The sequence below is a fragment of the Nannocystis exedens genome (genome assembly GCF_002343915.1).
GTDB classification, from domain to species: domain Bacteria; phylum Myxococcota_A; class Polyangia; order Nannocystales; family Nannocystaceae; genus Nannocystis; species Nannocystis exedens.
Genome location: NZ_NETK01000001.1, coordinates 4,521,540 through 4,540,081, shown reverse-complemented (window position 1 = coordinate 4,540,081; position 18,542 = coordinate 4,521,540). Strand labels below are relative to the sequence as shown.

At 73.5% G+C, this 18,542-nt stretch carries 14 protein-coding genes; 8 read left to right on the top strand and 6 right to left on the bottom strand.

What is annotated here, in order from left to right; all coding sequences use genetic code 11:
- Positions 1–16: 16 nt before the first annotated feature.
- Positions 17–1,486 (bottom strand): sigma-54 interaction domain-containing protein, encoded by a 1,470-nt coding sequence (locus tag NAEX_RS17835; protein ID WP_096328686.1) that lies wholly within the window; start codon positions 1,484–1,486, stop codon positions 17–19.
- Between the two features lie 182 nt (positions 1,487–1,668).
- On the opposite strand from NAEX_RS17835, the gene NAEX_RS17830 reads away from it, so the two are divergent.
- From NAEX_RS17830 to NAEX_RS17815, 4 genes are all read left to right on the top strand, one after another.
- Positions 1,669–1,971 carry a 4Fe-4S binding protein gene (locus tag NAEX_RS17830; protein ID WP_096328685.1) on the top strand — a complete coding sequence of 101 codons (303 nt, stop codon included), beginning with the start codon at positions 1,669–1,671 and terminating at the stop codon, positions 1,969–1,971.
- A gap of 76 nt (positions 1,972–2,047) precedes the next feature.
- Positions 2,048–2,821 carry a HipA family kinase gene (locus tag NAEX_RS17825; RefSeq protein ID WP_096328684.1) on the top strand — a complete coding sequence of 258 codons (774 nt, stop codon included), beginning with the start codon at positions 2,048–2,050 and terminating at the stop codon, positions 2,819–2,821.
- The gene (locus NAEX_RS17820; protein ID WP_096328683.1) at positions 2,805–3,182 is read left to right on the top strand and encodes a DUF3037 domain-containing protein; all 378 of its coding nucleotides are present in this window, start codon (positions 2,805–2,807) and stop codon (positions 3,180–3,182) included. The genes NAEX_RS17825 and NAEX_RS17820 overlap by 17 nt, the downstream gene beginning before the upstream one ends.
- 497 nt (positions 3,183–3,679) lie before the next feature.
- Complete coding sequence (locus NAEX_RS17815) at positions 3,680–4,210, top strand: hypothetical protein (RefSeq protein WP_096328682.1); 531 nt, start codon at positions 3,680–3,682, stop codon at positions 4,208–4,210.
- Positions 4,211–4,677: 467 nt separating this feature from the next.
- Here NAEX_RS17815 and NAEX_RS17810 read toward each other — a convergent pair whose 3' ends face one another.
- The 3 genes from NAEX_RS17810 to NAEX_RS17800 all read right to left on the bottom strand — a co-directional run bounded on the left by NAEX_RS17810 (position 4,678) and on the right by NAEX_RS17800 (position 7,615).
- Complete coding sequence (locus NAEX_RS17810; protein ID WP_245913748.1) at positions 4,678–6,042, bottom strand: DEAD/DEAH box helicase; 1,365 nt, start codon at positions 6,040–6,042, stop codon at positions 4,678–4,680.
- A 202-nt stretch (positions 6,043–6,244) separates the two neighbouring features.
- The gene (locus NAEX_RS52145; RefSeq protein ID WP_211302425.1) at positions 6,245–6,709 is read right to left on the bottom strand and encodes an RNA recognition motif domain-containing protein; all 465 of its coding nucleotides are present in this window, start codon (positions 6,707–6,709) and stop codon (positions 6,245–6,247) included.
- Positions 6,710–6,952: 243 nt separating this feature from the next.
- Positions 6,953–7,615, bottom strand: coding sequence for a hypothetical protein (locus NAEX_RS17800; RefSeq protein ID WP_096328681.1), 663 nt, complete (start codon positions 7,613–7,615; stop codon positions 6,953–6,955).
- Positions 7,616–8,343: 728 nt separating this feature from the next.
- Between NAEX_RS17800 and NAEX_RS17795 the strand changes: the two genes are divergently transcribed.
- Positions 8,344–9,354 carry a hypothetical protein gene (locus tag NAEX_RS17795; RefSeq protein WP_096328680.1) on the top strand — a complete coding sequence of 337 codons (1,011 nt, stop codon included), beginning with the start codon at positions 8,344–8,346 and terminating at the stop codon, positions 9,352–9,354.
- Positions 9,355–9,853: 499 nt separating this feature from the next.
- A complete protein-coding gene (locus tag NAEX_RS17790; RefSeq protein WP_143140928.1) occupies positions 9,854–11,791 on the top strand; it encodes a sulfatase-like hydrolase/transferase in 1,938 nt (645 codons plus the stop codon).
- A gap of 73 nt (positions 11,792–11,864) precedes the next feature.
- On the opposite strand, the gene NAEX_RS17785 is transcribed toward NAEX_RS17790, so the two are convergent.
- A complete protein-coding gene (locus tag NAEX_RS17785) occupies positions 11,865–13,160 on the bottom strand; it encodes a PQQ-binding-like beta-propeller repeat protein (RefSeq protein WP_143140929.1) in 1,296 nt (431 codons plus the stop codon).
- Positions 13,161–13,765: 605 nt separating this feature from the next.
- On the opposite strand from NAEX_RS17785, the gene NAEX_RS17780 reads away from it, so the two are divergent.
- Together NAEX_RS17780 and NAEX_RS17775 are read left to right on the top strand one after the other, a co-directional pair.
- Positions 13,766–14,119, top strand: a complete 354-nt coding sequence (locus tag NAEX_RS17780; protein ID WP_096328677.1) for an ArsR/SmtB family transcription factor — start codon at positions 13,766–13,768, stop codon at positions 14,117–14,119.
- 236 nt (positions 14,120–14,355) lie between these two features.
- Positions 14,356–15,315 (top strand): SRPBCC domain-containing protein, encoded by a 960-nt coding sequence (locus NAEX_RS17775; RefSeq protein WP_096328676.1) that lies wholly within the window; start codon positions 14,356–14,358, stop codon positions 15,313–15,315.
- 360 nt (positions 15,316–15,675) lie between these two features.
- Here the strand turns inward: NAEX_RS17775 and NAEX_RS17770 are convergent, their stop codons facing one another.
- Entirely contained in the window at positions 15,676–18,531 is a 2,856-nt protein-coding gene (locus tag NAEX_RS17770; RefSeq protein ID WP_096328675.1) for a serine/threonine-protein kinase, read from the bottom strand.
- Positions 18,532–18,542 lie beyond the last annotated feature (11 nt).

Sequence of the window (18,542 nt, the reverse complement as noted above, 5' to 3'; positions counted from 1 at the left end):
CGGCGCGCCGCGTCCGTCACTCGCGGACGAACGGCTCGCGGTCGATGCCGAGCTTGCGCATCTTGCTCTGCAGCGTGCCCGGCTTGAGGCCGAGGGCCTGGGCGGCGCCGCCGGGGCCGTAGATCCGCCCGTCGCAGGCCTGCAACGCGGCGGTGATGCAGCGGCGGATCGCGGCGTCGAGGCGTTCGACCGGGGCGGCAGCGGGCGCGGGCGTCGGGTCGACGGCGAGGGCGGCGTCGAGGGCCAGCGTCGCGCCGCGGCCGAGGATGATCGCCGCCTCGAGCACGTTGGCGAGCTCGCGCACGTTGCCGGGCCAGTCGTGGCGGGCCAGCCGGACCAGCGCGGCGGGGGGCACCGGGGGCGCGGGCAGCTTGAGGCGGGCGGCGATGTCGGCGACCAGCGCGGCGGTGAGGGCCGGCAGCTCGCCCGTCCGCTCGCGCAGCGGGGGGACGCGGATCGGGAACACACATAGCCGAAAGAACAGGTCGCGGCGGAACGCGCCGGCGGCGACCATCGGCTCGAGCTCGCGGTGGGTCGCCGCGATCACCCGCACGTCGACGCGGACCCGCTCCTCGCCGCCGACGCGCTCGAACTCCTGCGACTGCAGCGCACGCAGCAGCTTGACCTGCACCTCGAGCGGCAGCTCGCCGACCTCGTCGAGGAACAGCGTGCCGCGGTCGGCCCGCTCGAACACCCCGAGGTGGCGCCGCGTCGCGCCGGTGAACGCGCCCGCCTCGTGGCCGAACAGCGCGCTCTCCACCAGGTTCGCCGGCAGCGCCCCGCAGTTGATCGCCACCATCGGCCGGTGCCCGCGCGCCGACAGGCGGTGCAGCCGCTGCGCCAGCAGCTCCTTGCCGGTCCCCGATTCGCCGGCCAAAAGCACCGTGGTGTCGAACGGCGCCACCGCGTCGATGCGCCGCAGGACCTCCTGCATCGCCGCGCTGCGAACCACCAGCGGCCGCTCGCGCTCGCCGTGGCGGGCCTGCTCGCGCAGCTCGCGGTTCTCGACGTGGGCCCGCCGCGACAGCTCGGCGACCCGCTGCGTGACCTCCTGGCCGCGCAGCAGGTGGAACAGCACCTCGCCGAGCGTCGCCGCGAAGCGCGGGTCCAGGTGTCCGCCGGGGCCGAGCGTCAGGGCCACGAACATCGCCGCCGGGGCGCCGCCGAGCGGCACCACGAGGCGCGAGCGCCCGCCCGGACCGCGCCGCTCCGCCTCGTCGACCCGACCCGAGCGCAGCGCGGCGATCTCCCGCTCCTGCAGCCGACGGCGGGTCGTCGCAATCGCGCCGCCGTCGGGCGCGCCGCTCACGACCTCGACTTCGTCGGTGCCCTCGGCCCGCTCGCCGAGCTCGAGCCGCACCAGCGGCAGCGCCCGCGCCAGCACCTCGACCACGCGGCGCGCCCACGTCCGCCGCGTGTGCGCCTCGCTGGCCGCTGCCACCAGCGCCGCCAGCAACTCGACCGGCTCGAAACCCGCCTCGGCCATCGCGGAAGGCAGCTTAGCCCGATGCACTGAAATATCAGTGCTCCAACACTGAAATTTCAGTGCGTCACCCTCGGTGTGTCATCGCGCGCCTGTAAGGTGTTTATTTCACACGCAATTTTCACCACCGCCGACGGCGCGCGGCGTGCTCCGGGGCGACCGCGAGAGGAGAAATCTCTTTAAAAATGCCGCACGTCATCACCCGTCATTGCGTGGGCACCTGCGACACGGTCTGCGCCCAGGTCTGTCCGGTCGAGTGCATCCACGGGCCGATCGCCCACGCCACGCTGCGCTCGGTCCCCGCGGCCGAACGCGGCGTGCGGTTCCCCGGGGTCCAGCTCTACATCGATCCGGACGAATGCATCGACTGCGGCTGCTGCGTGCAGGAGTGCCCGGTGTCGGCGATCCACATGGACTGCGACGTCCCGCTCGAGCTGCGGGACGACATCGAGGCCAACGCGCGCTTCTTCGGGCGCCGCCGGCGATGAGACGCGCCGACGCCGCGGCCGCGGGGCCGCGACGACGACGCGTGACGTCGCCGCGGGGGGACCCTACACTCTCGGCGTGCTCCGTCGCGTCGTCGCCGCTCGTTATGTGGTCCCGTTGCGCGAGGGCGGCTCGTTACCCGCGGTCGTCGAGGCCGAGGACGGCCGCTCGTACGTCGTGAAGTTCCGCGCCGCCGGTCAAGGCGCGCGCGCCCTGGTCGCCGAGATCGTGGTCGGCGAGCTCGGGCGCACGCTCGGCTTGCCGGTGCCGGAGCTGGTGATCGTCGAGCTCGACGCGGCCGTCGGCCGCAACGAGGGCGACCCGGAGATCCGCGACCTCGTGGTCAAGAGCGCCGGCGACAACGTCGGCATGGCGTTCCTGGCCAGCGCGATCGGCTTCGACCCGGCGGCCAGGCCGAAGCTCGACCCGACGCTCGCGGCCCGGATCGTCGCCTTCGACGCGTTCGCGCAGAACATGGACCGCACGGCCAAGAACACCAACCTGCTGTGGTGCACCGGCCAGCTCTGGCTCATCGACCACGGCGCGGCGCTCTACTGGCAGCACGACTGGGATGGCGGGCTGGATGGCGCCGACTCGAAATTCCCGTTGATCGCCCGCCACGTGCTGCTGCCGTGGGCCGGCCCGATCGCGGCCGAGGCGGCGTGGCTGACCGCGGGCTTGACCGACGCGGCGATCGACGCGGCGACCGCCGCGGTGCCCGAGGCGTGGTGGACACCGCCGCCCGCATTGCCGCCCGACGAGTTCCGGGCCGCCTTCGCGGCCCGCCTGCGAGCCCGCCGCGACGCGGCGTCCATCTACCTCGAGGAGGCCGACCGTGCGCGCGCCGTTTGATTACGCGATCGTCCGCGTGGTACCGCGGGTCGAGCGCGAGGAGTTCGTCAACGTCGGCGTGATCGTCCACGCGCCGACGGTCGGCTTCCTCGGCTGCGCGCTGGCCCTCGACCGCCACCGGGTGCTCGCGCTGGCGGAGAACGTCGACCTCGAGGCGCTGACCCGCCACCTCGACGCCTTCCGCGCGGTCTGCTACGGCGACCAGGGCGCCGGCTCGATCGCGGCGCTGCCGATCTCCGAGCGCTTCCACTGGCTGGTCGCCCCCCGCAGTACGATCATTCAAACCTCCGCGGTCCACGGCGGCGTATGCACCGACCCCACGTTCGCCCTGCGCGACCTGTTCAAGAAGCGCGTGGCCTGATCGCGGGCCGGGGATCGCCGCTTCGGGGGCTTCTGATCGTCGTCGCGGCAGCGTCGAGCGGGACGCCGGTCGTCGGCGGCGGGCGATCGATGTCGGCATCGCCGCGCTGCTGCGAATCACGGTGGTGGTCGCCGCGGGCGCTCACCGATGCCGGGGTCGGCGTGGACCGAGGCTCGGGCGTCAGCTCGCAGCGCCCCGGCGGTGCCGACCTCGCGCTGCGCCCGCCTCGGCGCCGGCGAGAGAATATCGGTGAATCTTCGACATGTCCGAAGGGACATTGAACGCATCCGCCGCCCGCTCGCGCCGCCCGCCCCGGCGGCTCGGGGCATTCGAATGATTCGTAAATTTGCTCGTCGCGGGCGCCGCGCGAGGCAGTGCGGTCTCGGGTGATACACTCTCCGTCTCGGCCCACCCCGTGACGAACATCCCGCGCGCCGTGCAGTCGCCTCGCTGCGCCGTCGGCGAGCGGCATGGTTATCCGCGGAGAGAATTCGCCAATGCGCAAAGCATCGATCGTCACAGTCACTGCGCTCGCGCTGTTCGGCTCGCTCGCCGTCGCGGCCCCGCCGCCCATGAAGAGCAGCACGACCTTCACCGACAACGGCACGACGCTGGTCGTCGCGGGGAACCTCCTCGGCCTCGCCAGCGGCGACCTCGAGATCACGCTCGAGGCCACCGGCACCGAGACCGTGGTCTGTGCCGACGCCGGCGGCATGGACCCGCCGCCGAAAGAGATCGTCCTGGTCGGCACGAAGGTGGTGACCGCGGCCACGAACACGCCCGTCACCTTCGCCGACCTCGCGTCGTCGATCCCGCCGGCGCCGGTCTGCGGGCAGATCGAAGGCGACCCGCTCCTGGTGAAGCAGGACGTGGCCTTCACCAAGGCCTCCCTCGAGATCCGTCCGGTCCAGCCGGACCCGATGCTGCCCCCGCTGAAGCCCGTGCGGTGCATCCAGTGCAGTTTCAAGGCGCCCACCATCGACGGTCCGGCGAAGCCGCAGCAATGCCTGATCCTGCCCTGGTGCTGAGCTGGCGAAGATCCGCGGCGCGGGCGAGGCTGCTCCCCGCGGGCCCCGCCGCTCCGGCGCGAGCCCGCGGCCATGCGCTCGGGTAGGCGGAGACCCGGCTCCGCGGAGGCACGCAGTAGAGGTCGCTCGCGTCGACGTCCGCCCGCAGCGTCCGCGCCGGCGCGAGCATTGGCTCGACGGAGAACGGAGCTCCTCCCAGGCGCCGAAGTAGAGGGCCGCTCGAGCGGGTCGAGGCCCGGCTGCAGCATCCCGCGCCGACGGAGCAGGCGACTCGGCGGGGGACCGAGCGCCTACGCGACACCGAGGGAGGGCGCTCGGGCCGCTCGTCCGTCGCGGGCGCGGCTGCTGACGTGGACGAGGTCCCACGCGGTCCAGCCCATGTCGACCAGGGCAGGAATTTTTTAAAACATGTCCTCCGGGCAATGCTCCTCAGGGCATGCGCGAAAGGACATGTCCTCGGGGCCGCCTCAGCGAACCGTCGGGCGCCGGTTGCCCTGCGCGCCTCGTCCGGGCGCGGCCGCGGCGCGTTGCTGCGGCTGGCGCGGCTGCTGAACCCGCTGCTGCGGCTGGCGCGGCTGTTGCGGCTGCTGCTGGCGCTGCTGCTGCGGCTGCTGGCGCGGCTGTTGTTGCGGCTGCGCGCGGACCGGCGCGGCGCCGGCGACCTGGCCCGCGAACGGGTGGTTGTGCACGATCGGCACGCGGCGCTGGATCAGCCGCTCGATGCCCTTGAGGCGGGCCTGCTCCTCGCCGCTGCAGAACGACAGCGCGACGCCCTGGGAGCCGGCGCGGGCGGTGCGGCCGATCCGGTGGACGTAGGCCTCGGGGTCCATCGGCAGGTCGTAGTTGATGACGTGGGAGATCCCGCTGACGTCGATGCCGCGGGCGGCGAGGTCGGTGGCGACGAGGACGCGGACCTGGCCGTCGCGGAAGCGCGACAGGGCGCGCAGGCGGGTGCTCTGGGCCTTGTCGCCGTGGATCGCCTCGGCGTAAATCTGGCCCTGCGCGAGCTGACGGGCCACGCGGTCGGCGCCGTGCTTGGTGCGGGTGAAGACGATCGCCCGCGTGACCGCGCCGTCGCCGAGGACGTGGCGCAGCAGCTCGCGCTTGTGCTCCTGGGCGACGAAGTAGACCGACTGGGCGATCGCGTCGGGGGCCGACGCGACCGGCGTGGCCTCGATGTGCAGCGGGTCGCGCAGCACCTGGGCCGCGAGCGGAGCGATCTCCGGCGGCATGGTCGCCGAGAACAGCAGGGTCTGGCGCTGCTTCGGCAGCACGCCGACGACGCGGCGGATCGACGGCAAGAAGCCCTCGTCGAGCATGCGGTCGGCCTCGTCGAGGACGAAGAACTCGACCCGCTGCAGGCGCACCAGGCCCTGAGCCATGAGGTCGACGAGGCGGCCGGGCGTGGCGACCAGGAGGTCGACGCCGGCGCGCAGCGCCTGGACCTGGTTCTGCATGCCGACGCCGCCGTAGATCACGGCGTGGCGCAGCCCGGTGAAGCGGGCGTAGACGCCGATCCGCTCGCCGATCTGGGCCGCCAGCTCGCGCGTCGGCGTCAGGATGAGCGCGCGGACCCCCGCGTCGCGCGCGACGGGGCGCTGCAGCATCTGGTGGACGATCGGCAGCACGAACGCCGCCGTCTTGCCGGTGCCCGTCTGGGCGCAGCCGAACAGGTCGCGGCCGCCGAGGGCAGGGGGGATGGCCGCCGCCTGGATCGGCGTCGGCGTGGTGTGACCCTCCTGGCGCAGCGCGCGGAGCAGGGTCTCGGACAGGCCCAGCGCGGCGAAGTCCGACGTCTGGGCAGGAGTAACGACAGGAAGGTTGTCTTGCACGGAAAAGTTCTCGAGCGGCCCATGAGGGGCCAGGTCTTCGTCGGCGCGCAGCGCTCGCGGCCGCGAACGCGGGCCCGAGGTCGAGCCGTTCGTCGGCCGAAAGGCGCGTGGAGGCGCGGCGCCGCGGACGAAGGACGCGCGGACGGGTACCACGCCTGGGCGGCCGACGCAACGAGACGGCGCGGACGGCCGCGCCGGAGGGTCAGCGGCGCTCGGTGGCGATGTTGACGACGATCGACGAGCCCTTGAGGTCGGCGCCGTTGAGCGCCTCGATGACCCGCGGGGCGTCCTTGCGGTTGGCCATCGTGACGAAGCCGAACCCGCGCGACGCGCCGGTCTCGCGCTCGGTCATGACGATCGCGTCGGCGACCGGGCCGTAGGCGCTGAAGGCGTTGCGGAGGTCGCCGGCGGTGGTGCTGCTGCTCAGGCTGCCGACGAACAGGCGCACCGGGATGGTCGCCGCCGAGCGCTCCTGGCCCGGGTTCTCGAGCGCCCGCATCGCATCTTCGATGGAGGGCATGTGGCCCGTGAGATCCTCGGCGGTGGCGATGGGGATCTCCCGCGGCCCTCGCTCGCGGCGGGCCTCTCGGGCCTGGGCCTTCTCTTGCTTCTTCTTGGCTTGATTGGCCTCGCGGGCCCGCTTCCCGGAAGAGTAGTAGTTGCTCACGTCTGGTCTCCTCGGTGAAGGTCGCGCGCGTGACGGCGGATCGAAGAGTGATAACTGTTCAAATGCGTCTCGGAGGTTGGCGGCGAACGGTTCGCCAGGTCCGTTCAGCTTACGGCAAAAACCGCCGCGGCGCCGCTACCATCTCGTCGCCGTCGGCGCCGGTCGGCCCGGGCACGCCCCTTTTGCCCCGCCGACGGGCGTTTGCGGCGCCCGCGTTCGCTTGCGCACACGCCGTGCAGGCCGTCACGCGGGGCCGCGCTCCAGCGGGAACACGGCGACCGTACACAGTCGGTTGCCGAGGCGGTCGCCGATCGCCAGGGACCGCTGTTCGCGGGGCATGAGCCGCAGCCCGCGCAGGCTGGCGCCGGACGACCACACGCCGAGGTCGTGCTCGGCCACGTCGGCGTCGGCCGTGAACAGCACCAGCACCGCGGCGCCGTGCAAGATGTGCGGGTCGGCGGCCAGCTTGGCGATGTCCTTCCAGACAGGTCGCTGCAGGGCGCTGGCGTAGGCGCGGTTGGGCCCGCGCTCGTTGTGCTGGGCGACGACCTTGACCTCGAGCCAGGCGGCGTCGACCAGCGCGACCGCGTCCGCCGGGGCGAACAACCCCAGCTGATCGGCGGCGTCGGCCAGCGGCCTCCCACCTGGCGTGACGACCATGTCGCAACGGACACCCTCGCTGCGCCGCCGCAACACCCGGTCGCGCGGGAACCGGACCTCGGCCGCGACGCCGTAGCCCGCCGCCTGCAGGCCCCCCCGCAGCACCGGGTGCAGCTCGAGCTCGCTGCGCGCGTCGAGCCCCCGGACCGCCTGCTCGAGCTCGACGTCGGCGGCCGCGGCCCGCAGCCCGGCCGCCAGGGCGTCGGCGAGGTCGTCCCAGCGCCAGTCGATCGCGGTCGTCGTCACGGGGGGCGAGCTTAGCGCTGCGACCCCGTCGCGCCCGCACCCGCCGGCGCGGGGCCGAAGAACGCGAAGGACGTGGCCCTGGCCGCGTCGCCGAGGTCTGACTCACACGCGCCGTCGTCGGCGCTCACGTCGCAGGTCCGCGACCCGGGGCGACGCGTCGTGTGCCGGCGGCGTCGAGCGTCGGGCCCCCTCGAGGACGGCGAGCGCGGCACGTCGCGACCGGGGACACGGCCGATGCGCGGCCGGGTGGCATCGAGGGGCCGATCGCTCGCGGTCGGCGAGCGCGGCACGTCGCGCCGGGGCACGGCTCGACCGAGACGTGGTCGTTCCGGCGGCGTCGAGCGCCGATCGCTCGCGGTCCGCGAGGGTGGCGCATCGCCCCGTGGTACTGCCCGGCCGACGCGCGCCGTTTCGCTGGCAGCGCCCGTTCCCCGCTGCTGATGATGACCGCCGAAGGCGGCGAGGCGCGTCGCGTAGAGGCGGCGTCGAGCCCCCGCCGTCGCCTCGCGCGCAGAGGATGTCGCTCGCTTCGCCGGGTCTCTCGGCCGAGGTGCCAGCCGCCGGCGGATGCCTCGCGCGTCACCTCGCCGGCGAGCACCCCAGCACCTGTCTCTTCGGACATCTCGAGACGCCGCGGGGCCCGCCGCGGGGGCTGTGCGGAGCGCGCGCTTGCGACGCGCGACGGGCCTCGGCTATGCCTCGCGCTTCCCCACAGGAAGGTCCCCCCCATGTCCCTGCTGACCCCGGGCGCCGTGCTCCGCTACGAGATGGCCGACTTCGACGCCGCCGACAATTATGAATTCCAGATCCTCGAGACCGACGAAGGGCTGGTGCTGTCGAGCGCCTTCGAGGACGGCGAGCCGGAGGCCGTGGTCGGCTTCTCGAACGGCAGCCTGACCGACAGCCGGACGATCGCCGTGCTGTCGCAGGGGTCGTGGCTGTCGGCCGCGCTCGAGCAGCCGACGCGCGACGACGAGTGCGAGCGCCTCGACGCCGACCTGCCGCCGTTCTTGCTGAGCCGGACCCAGCTGATGGAGCTGCGGGCCGGGGCGACGCGCCTGCGGCCGGAGTGGGCCGCGCCCGGCAGCGAGCCGGAGCCGCTGACGCTGAAGGAGCGGGTCGCGGTGGAGATCGAGATCGACGACGAGCCGCAGGAGTTCACGGCGCTGGTGGCCGAGGGCGACGGGGTCGAAGTGACGGTGATCGACGACGAGGCGTGGCCGCTGGTGGTCGAGCGGGTCGAGGGCGACAACTACTGGCGGCTCCTCGGCATCGACCACGGCGAGCTCGGCGACGGCGAGAACGACGAGGACGACGACGACCTGCCGCCCCCCGAGCCCGCCGGCCCGCTGGCGGCCACCGGCCAGATCGACACCGACGCGTTCGTCGCCCTGTGCCAGCGCCTCGGCGTCGCCGGCATCGACATGGACTACCAGGGCTCGCGCTTCTCGCTGCTCGACGCGGAGCGCAAGATCGTCATCTCGGCCCAGTACAAGATCGTCCTCGTCGCGATGCCCGGCGGGGTGCTCCGCCGCGCCCACGTGTTCGACCGCTACATCCCCGACCAGGTGCTGGGCCCGCTCGCCGGCGACGACCCGGTCGACCAGCCCGGCACCTTGAAGGACGGCCTCGCCGTCGCCGAGAAGCTGGCCGAACGCGCCGGCGCCGACGTGCTCTACCCCGACGCCCTCGGGCCGATGTACATCGCCCTGTTCAACGTCCGCGCCCTCGCGGATTGATTGTTCTAAAAAGAAAGCAAGAGCCCGGGGGGCGCCGCGAGTGAATCGGCGGGGCGCGGCGCCGCAGAGGGTCTCGTCGGTGCCCGCGGGCTCGCGCGTGTTTCGACGGCGCGTGGCGCCGCAGAGGGTCTCGTCGGTGCCCGCTAACTCGCGAGTGATTCGACGGCGCGGCGGCGAGGGATGCACGGCGAGCGGTCGCGGCAGGCCGTCTCGACGGTGCCCGCGGGCTCGCGCGTGCTTCGACGCGTTGTCGCGAGGGATGCCCGGCGATCGGGCCGTCTCGTCGGTGCCGCGCGCGTGATTCGACGCGCTGCGGGAGAGATGCACGGCGAGTGCCTCCAGGCCGTCGGCCTCGTCAGTGCCTCGCTCCCGGGAGCTCGCGCTCCCGCGTGAGAGGCATGGCGAGCGCGTCGCGGCGTCTCGCCGGTCAGCCCGCCGCGGCACCGCGCTGCTCGGTCGCTGACCGGTGGCGACCGGCGCGTGTATAGTCGCCCGCCTCGTGGCCGGCGCCCGTCCTTTGTCCCCCGCCGCGGCGATCGTCCTCGCCTGGGCCGGGCTCGCGCTCGTCAACGCCGGCTGCATCGCCGCTCGCGCGCTGCCCCACGCGGGCCTGCGGGTGCGCGCGCTGAACCATCTGTTCGACGCCGGCCAGTTGCTGTTCCTCGGCCTCGTCTGCGGCCTCGCGGTCGCGCTGTGGCAGCGGCTGGCCCCGCGGCGCTCGTGGCTCGCGCCGCTGGGGCTGAGCCTCGTCGCCGTGGTCCTCGCCCTGGCGATCCTCGCGCCCGACCTCGACAACTTCGCGCTTCGCATGGCCGGCCGCGAGCGCGCCGCGCTGCTCGCCGCGACCCTGGCCGTCGCGCTGGCCCAGGCCGTCCCGCTGGCGTACCTCGCCGGGCGGCGAATGGCCCGATCGCGCGTGCGCTGGATCGCCGTCGCAATCGCTGTGGTCGCCGCGGTGGTCAACACCCAGATCTTGCCGGTCGACTACCCGGGGGTGCATGCATTCCTCGCCTGGACCGCGGCGACGCTCGCCGGCGCCGCGCTCGCCGGCACACCCTCGCGCTGGCACCTGCCTCCCGCGCCCCGCCGCGTCGCCGTGGTCGTCACCGCGATCCTCGCCGGCGCGACCGTGGCGATCGACCCGGGCAACGCCGTGCGCGTCGAGCTGACGCGCCTCGATTCGGCGCTCCTCGCCGCCCACGTCCCGCCGTGGCGCGGCGAGGTCGATCCTTCACAATACGGCCACATCCCGATCCCGCCCGAGCTGGCCCCGTGGTTCGCCTGGAGCGCCGACGCCCCGCCGATCGCCGCCAGCGAGCCGCCGCTGCTGCCGCCCGATGCGATCGTCCTGTTCTTCACCCTCGACTCGATGCGCGCCGAGGTGCTGCAGAACCCGGCCAACCACGAGCTGCTGCCGACGCTGCACCGCTGGCGCGACGCCGGCTTCTACGTCCCGCGGGCGATCAGCCCCTCGACCGTCACCCGCTTCACCCTCGCCAGTCTGTTCACCGGCCTCGAGGTCCCGCAGCTGCGGTGGGCCCGCGACAGCGCGACCCAGGGCTCGCTCGTCAAGGAGGATCGGCCGCGCGTCGCCGACCTGCTGACCGCGCGCGGTGTGACGACCGTGCACGTCATCAGCCAGTTCGAGCTGGTCAATCACGTCAACAAGATCGGCCGCGGCTTTTCGGAGGAGATCGAGGCCCCGATCGCGCCAGGCGATCGCCTGGCCTACGCGCCGGCGGTGATGGACGCGATCCTCGCGCGCCTGCGGCAGCACGGCGACGGCCCGCTGTTCTTGTTCACGCACTTCATGGACGCCCACCACCCGTTCGACTCGGGCGACCGCAAGGGCCGCGCCTACGCGCGCCACGTGTCCGAGCTCGCCAACATCGACCGCGAGCTGGCCCGCCTCGACGCCTGGCTCGGCGAGGCCGGCCTGTGGCCGCGCACGCTGATCGTGGTCAGCGCCGACCACGGTCAGGCGTTCGGTCAGCACGGGGTGCAGCACCACGGCGGCCCGCCCTACGAGGAGCAGTGCCGCGTCCCGCTGATCGTGTTCGGCCCAGCCGTGGCCGCGCGCGAGAGCCCGTGCGACCTGCCGCTCCTCGACCTGTCGCCGACCTTCCTCGAGCTGTTCGGCCTCGAAGCCCCGGGCTCGTTCGTCGGCCGGTCGCTGGTGCCCGCCCTGCGCGGCGAGCCGCCCCTGTGCGGCCGTCCGGTCCTCAGCACCACCTGGGACGTGTTCGCCCTGCTCCTGCCCGACGGCGTCAAGATCCTCGACAACCGCCGCAAGCGGACCCTCGAGGTCTACGACCTGCACGCCGACCCGCGCGAGACGAAGAACCTGTGCGACGGCGACCCCGCCGGCTGTGACGCCCGGGTCGGCCTGCTGCGCCGCTACCTCGAGCTGCACGGGGCGATCCCGGCGCCGCGCTGAGCCGGGCGCGGGCGCGGGCCTGGCACTGTCCGAAAGGATATGTCTATGAAGACATGTCCGATGAAACATGCGCTCAATCGAGCGAGTACTTGCGCACCCACATCTCGAAGCTGTCGCCCGTGCTCTTGCCACCGACGGCGACCATGAACCCGGGTCCGAACGCGCCGCCGTAGGCGAGCTCGTGGTCCTCCGAGTCGTCGAACTCGAACGGCGCCTGCCACACTTCGCTGCCGTCGCCGGTGATGCAGCGGATGGACGGGACCCTCCGCGAGAGATCCTCGGTGGTGGTCCAGCCGACGACGAGGATCCGCTCGTGGGCGTCGACCTTGACGTCGTCGATGCTCTCGCCGACCGCGCTGTCGGCGAACAGCGTGCTCCACACCTCCGCCCCGCCCGGTCCGGCGCGCCGGACGGATGCGCCCTCCGTCGCGTCGTCGGTCAGGTGCTCGCCGACGAGGACCCGCTCGCCGGCGGCGCCGATCGGCTCGACGTCGAGCCAGAACCCGGCGATCGTGTCCTCGACGGTGAACGACTCGACCACTCCGTCGCCGTCGAGCTGGAGGACGAACGGGTGCGCGGTGTTCCCGGGAGCGAGCACCGCGCGGGCGACCGCGAGGACCTTGTCGCCGACGACCGCGACCTCGGGCGCGTAGAGCTCCACGATCTCCTCGCCGTAGGTGGTCGTCCACACGGCCTCGCCCGTCGCCAGGTCGTGGCGCCGGACGACCAACTGATGATTGGAGGTGCCGGCCGAGAACAGCGCGCCCTGGCCGAGCCCGAGCCCGTCGATGGTGGCGAAGTTGTCGGGCTCGGCGCCCGGCTCGCTGAAGCTCCACAGCTCCTCGCCGTCGGGCGAGAGGGCGCGGAGCGAGGCGGCGGAGGGGCCCATGAGCCACTCCGTGCCGCCGACGAGGATCTGGCCGGACTCGTCGACGACGATGTCGGCGAGGTCGCTCATGACCCCGGAGAGCTTGGTACGCCACACCTCGGTGCCCGCGGGATCGAGCGCGAGGACCGTGGCCTCGCCGCTCACCTCGGCGAGGACGACGATCCGCCCGGCCCCGTCGACCGCGACCCCGTACGCGGCGGTGGTCGTGCGCAGGCCGCCGCTCTCGGTGTGGTGCCATTCGAGCACGCCCTCGCCGCAGCCCGGCGAGACCGGCTCGCCGGTGGTCGGGCCGGTGGTCGGGTCCTCCGACGTGGTGCTCGCGGAGGTCGAGGTCTCGCTGTCCGAGAGCGTCGCGGCGGTGGTCGAAGTGTCGGCGTCCGTGGTCGTCAGGTCGCCGGTGGTCAAGAGCGGGCTCTCGATGCCGCAGGCGAGGAGGAGGGCCGACGCGAGGGGCAGAAGGAGAGCTCGGTGACGACGCATGACTGTGCTCCGTTGCGGGAGTAGCCGGAGGCCGCAGAAAAATTGCGCGCCGTCACGATCGCCGTGCACGTGCAGTCCCGCGCGATCGCCCTCGCGGCGCCCAGGAGGACGACCGGCATGTCCTGCTTCGAGCGCGCCGGACCAGTTCGTCGCCCGGCAGCGCTCCGGCGCGGGAGCTGCGGAGCGCGAACAGCCGCACGCGTGTCCGCGGTGGGCCGCAGGCTCTCGTCGACGATCTCGCGGTACGTCGAGCCGGCCCGACCGGTCGGCTCCAGACCATGCCGAGCAGCGGCGCGACGTCGTCCATTCGATCGATCCGCAGCCGTCGATCGCCGCGCAGCGTCCAGCCCGAGCGCGGGTCGAGCACGACCTGCTCGACGCCGTCGCCGGCGAGCAGCGGCGCGAGCTCGTCGGGACGCATCGGCTCGTCCGCGGCGAGGACCGCAGCTCGCGGAGCGCTGTCGACCCCGACCCCTGAAACCGGGGGGCGATGCCGGCCTGGCACCCCCCGCGAATTTCGCCCGGCCCCTCGCAGAGGCCTTGACACGGGCCCTCATGGCCAGTAGTTAACCGACAGGTTTCTTAACCGAACGGTTTAAAAAGCGATGCCCGCCAGCAACCTCGACACCACCTTCGCCGCCCTCGCCGACCCGACGCGGCGGGCGATCCTCGCTCGCCTCGCGCAGGGGGAGGCCTCCGTCTCCGAGCTGGCTGCGCCGTTCGCCATGAGCTTGCCGGCGATCTCCAAGCACCTGCGGGTGCTGCAGCGGGCGGGCCTCATCAGCCGCGGGCGCAACGCCCAGCAGCGGCCGTGCCGGCTCGAGGCGGCGCCGCTGCGCGAGGTCGCCGAGTTCACCGAGCACTACCGGCGGTTCTGGGACGAGAGCTTCGACCGCCTCGACGAGTACCTGCGCGAGCTCCAGGCCGGCGACGACAAGGAGCCGCGGCGCAAGCACTGACCGCTCGACCGGCCCCGCGAGTCCCTGCGCGAGCTGCAGGCCGGCGACGACGAACCGCGGCGCAAGCACTGACCGCTCGACCGGCCCCGCGAGTCCCGGCGGGAGCTGTCGGCCGACGACCATGAGACACGGCGCAAGCACTCGCCGCTCGACCTCCCATTGTTCATACCGGGCGTTCGCCCGGGCCCCCGAGTATCGCCCATCTGCACGGATTGCACCGACGACAAGGAGAACGTATGTCCGCACATCTGCCCCGACCCCCCGAGAACGCCAGCGACCGCGAGCTGGTGATCACCCGCGTCTTCGCGGCTCCGCGCGAGCTGGTGTTCAAGACCTGGACCGAGCCGCAGCACGTCGTGCGCTGGTGGGGCCCGCGCGGCTGCACCACCACGATGCGCGAGATGGACGTGCGCCCCGGCGGCGTGTGGCGCTACGTCATGCGCACCCCCGACGGCGTCGACTGGGACAACCGGATCCGCTACCACGAGGTCGTCGCCAACGAGCGCCTCGTCTACGACCACGACGGCGACGTCGACGACGACCCGCGCGGGTTCCACGTGATCACCGAGTTCCACGCCCGCGGCGAGCAGACCGAGGTCGTGATGCGCATGCGCTTCGCCTCGGTCGCGGCGCGCGACGAGGCGGTCAAGCGCGCGGGCGACGGCGTCAGCTCGACCTTCGACCGCTTGGGCGAGCTGCTCGGCGACCTCGAGGTCGAGTTCGTGCTCACGCGGACGTTCGACGCCCCGCGCGAGCTGGTCTACCGCGCCCTCACCGAGGCCGAGCGGCTGGCGCAGTGGTGGGGCCCCAGGGGCTTCACGATGCAGACGCGGCGGCACGACCTGCGCCCCGGCGGCAACTATCACTATTGCATGCGGGCGGCCGACGGCCGCGAGATATGGGGCAAGTTCACCTACGTGGAGATCGATCCGCCGGCCCGCCTGGTCTTCTTGAATTCGTTCGCCGACGCCGAGGGCAACACGGTGCGCCCGCCCTTCGACGACGACTGGCCGCGCGAGATCCTGCACACGCTGACGCTGACCGAGCAGGGCGGCAAGACCACCGTGACGCTCCGCGGCGTCCCGCACAACGCGACGCCCGCCCAGCGCGCGACCTTCCTCGCCGGGCACAAGTCGATGGACGGCGGCTACTCGAGCAGCTTCGACGAGCTCGCGCGCCACCTGGCGAAGGGGTGAGCGCGGAGAGATCACGGGCGTGTTCGCAGGGGCATGTTCTAAGAGACGCTTCCTGCGTCGCGCGCCATGTCCCAGAGATGTTCGATGCGTCGTGCGCCTGGCCTCGAACTTGCGCCGTGCGTCGCGTCGCCGGTGACTGCCGCGGTGCCGGGGCGGCCTCACCGCACGCAGAGATGGAACGCTCATGAGACATGCTTCTCGAGGCATGTCCCGAGGGGCATTCGGGCATCGCGCGCCAGACTTCGGACGTGCGCGGTGCGTCGCGTCGGCCGGTGACTCCCGGGCGCCACGGCGGCCTCACAGCACGCAGCCATGAAAGGCTCAAGGGACATGCTCATCAGGTCAGATCCCGGGAGTCGTTCAGTGCGACGCGCGCCAGGCGTCGATCGTGCGCAGCAGCTCGGCGTCGGCCGGTGAATTCTTCAGCGCCTCGGCGGCCACGGCCGCCTCGCCGCGGGCGCGGATCGGGCTCTCCGGCCACAGCGCGCGGGCCATGTCGAAGTGAGCGCTGGCGATCCGCGCCGGCGCCGGCGGGTGCGGGGCCGGGGGCAGCGTCGCGGCGCGACCCAGCGCCGCCACGGCCGCGGCTCTTTCGCCGCGGAGCAGCTGCACGTGGCCGAGCGCGCGGAGGATCGCCGCCAGCTTCGGGTCCTCGGCGCCGAGGCGTTGCTCGGTCAGCTCGAGCGCGCGGGTGTAGTGGGCCGCCGCGACCGCGAGCTGCTCGCGGGCCTCGGCCAGGCGGCCGCGATCGAGCTGCAGCGTCGCGAACTTCGGGTGGCCGGCGGGCAGGTGGGCGTTCCAGATCGCCTCCGCGCGGGCCAGCTCGCGCTCCGCCGTGTCGAGGTCGCCGGCCTCGCGGGCGGCGTCGGCGAGGTTGCGGTGGGCGCTGGCGACGATGTCGTGGTCCTCGCCGTAAGCGGCCCGGCGGATCCGCAGGGCCTCGACCAGCAGGCGGCGGGCCTCGTCGTGGTGGTGTTGCTCGACCGCGAGGTTGCCGAGGCCGGTCAGCGTCTCGGCCACGTCGGGGTGGTCGGGTCCGAGGATCCGCAGGCGGATCGCCAGCGCCTCGCGCAGCGCCGCCTCGGCCTCGCCGTGGCGGCGCAGGTCGGCCAGCGCCTCGCCGATCTGCGACAGCGAGAACGCGGTGCGAGGGTGGTCGCGGCCGTACGCGCGCAGCCGGATCGCAAGCCCGCGCTGGAACAGCGCCAGCGCCTCGTCGGCGCGCCCGAGGTCGAGCAGCGCGGCCCCGCGGTTGTTGAGCGGCACCACCACGCTCGGGTGCGACTCGCCGAACGCCGCGCGCAAGATCTCCTCGTCGCGCGTGAACGCCTGCATCGCCTCGTCGACGCGGCCGAGGTCGCGGAGGGCGATCCCGCGGAGCAGGTGGACCCGCGCCAGCTCGAACGCGTCGGGGCCGAGGGCCCGCTGCAGCGTCGTCAGGGCCCGTTCGAGCGCCAGCAGGGCCTCGGCCGGGCGGCCGGCGTCGGCGAGCGCCTCGCCGCGCCGCAGCTCGAGCTGGGCCAGCGGGACCTCGCCGAGCTGGCCGCGCTGCAGCGCGTCCTCGGCGTGGTCGAGCCACTCCTCCGCGGCCGCGAACTGGGCCCGCCGGGACGCCACCTCGGCCAGGGCGATCGCGGCGCGGAAGCCGAGCTCGTCGTCGCCGCGGCGGATCGCGCCGTGGAACGCGGGGTGGAGGTCGCCCGCCGCCAGGTCGAGCTGCAGCCCGGCCAGCGCCGCGCGCCCGCGCCAGTAGAGGGCCTCGTCCTTCAGGACAGGGTCCGAAAGACCTGTTCCTTCGGACATGGCTGATTGTGCGAGCGCGAGCGCCCGCGCGTCGTCGCCGGCCGCCAGCTGGGCGCTCACCTCGGCCAGTCGGGCCTGCATCGCCGCGGCCTCGGGCCCGGCGGGGCGGGCCTCGGCGGGGCGGGGCTGCATGCAGCGGTCGGGCGGCGGCAGCTCGCGCACGGCCGGCAGCGCCCGTTCGACCGCCGCGGGGTCGGCCAGCACGGCGAGCAGCGCCGCGAGCTCGCGCAGGCGGTCGCGCAGGCAAACGCCGCGGCGGTCGAGCAGCTCGCTCGAGGCCTCGTGGCGGATGTGGGTGGCCACGCACGCCTGCTCGGCGGTGCGGGCCCAGCGAGCGGCGTAGGCGTCGAGCTCGGCGAGCAGCGCCGGGGCCGACGCGCGCGCGTAGGGCAGCGGACTGCGGGCGAAGCTCGCCAGCAGGGCGTCGCGGCGGACGGGGCTGTAGACCTCGCCGAGGCTCGCCGCCGCGGCGCGGCAGTCGATCGGCGCCGGCTGGACCAGCGCCGTGCCGGCGGCGACCGCCAGCAGCAGCGCGGACAGCCCGGCGACCCATTTGTGCGTGCGGTACGGGTCGCGCGCGAGGGCGGCCAGCAGGGCGGTGAAGTCGGGGTGACGCGCGCCCGGATCGATCTGCAGCCCGCGCTCCACGGCGCGGCGGATCGCCGCCGGCGCCCGGTCGTGCGCCGGCGCGGCCGGTCGCCCGCGCAACAGGGCCGCCCGGATCTGCTCGACCGTGGCGCCGGGGAACGGCCGCTCGCCGTAGAGCGCCTCCCACAGCGTCACGCAGTAGCTGAATTGATCGCTGCGCGCGTCGGTCGGCGTGCCGAGGAATTGTTCGGGCGACATGTACGCGGGCGTGCCGACGAAGCCGCCGTCCTGGGTGAGCAGCAGGCTGGAGACGCGCATGTCCCCGAGCGCGTCGAGCTCGGCCTGGCGGTCGATCGGGGCCGCCAGGCTGAAGTCGAGGACGCGGACCCGGCCGTCCTCGCCGACGACGATGTTGTCGGGCTTGATGTCGCGGTGGACGACGCCGCTGGCGTGGGCGGCCTGCAGGCCCGCGCCGACCTGCATGAACACCGCCAGCACCGCCCGCCAGTCGCGCGGCGCGTCGCTCAGCCATTCGCGCAGGGTGCGGCCGTGGACCAGCTCCATGGCGATGTAGATCCCGCCCTCGACCGGGCCGACCTCGTAGACCTGGACGACGTTCGGGTGCGACAGGCGGGCGAGCGCCTGGGCCTCGCGCTCGAGGCGGGAGGTGCCGCGCTCGTGCTCGCCGGGGTACTTGTCGCTCAGGACCTTGATCGCCAGGCGGCGGTCGAGCTTGGCGTCGTACGCGGCGTAGACGACCCCCATCGCGCCTGCGCCGAGCTCTCGCAGGACGACGAAGCGGCCGATCCGCGACGGCGCGAGCAAAGCCTCGACAG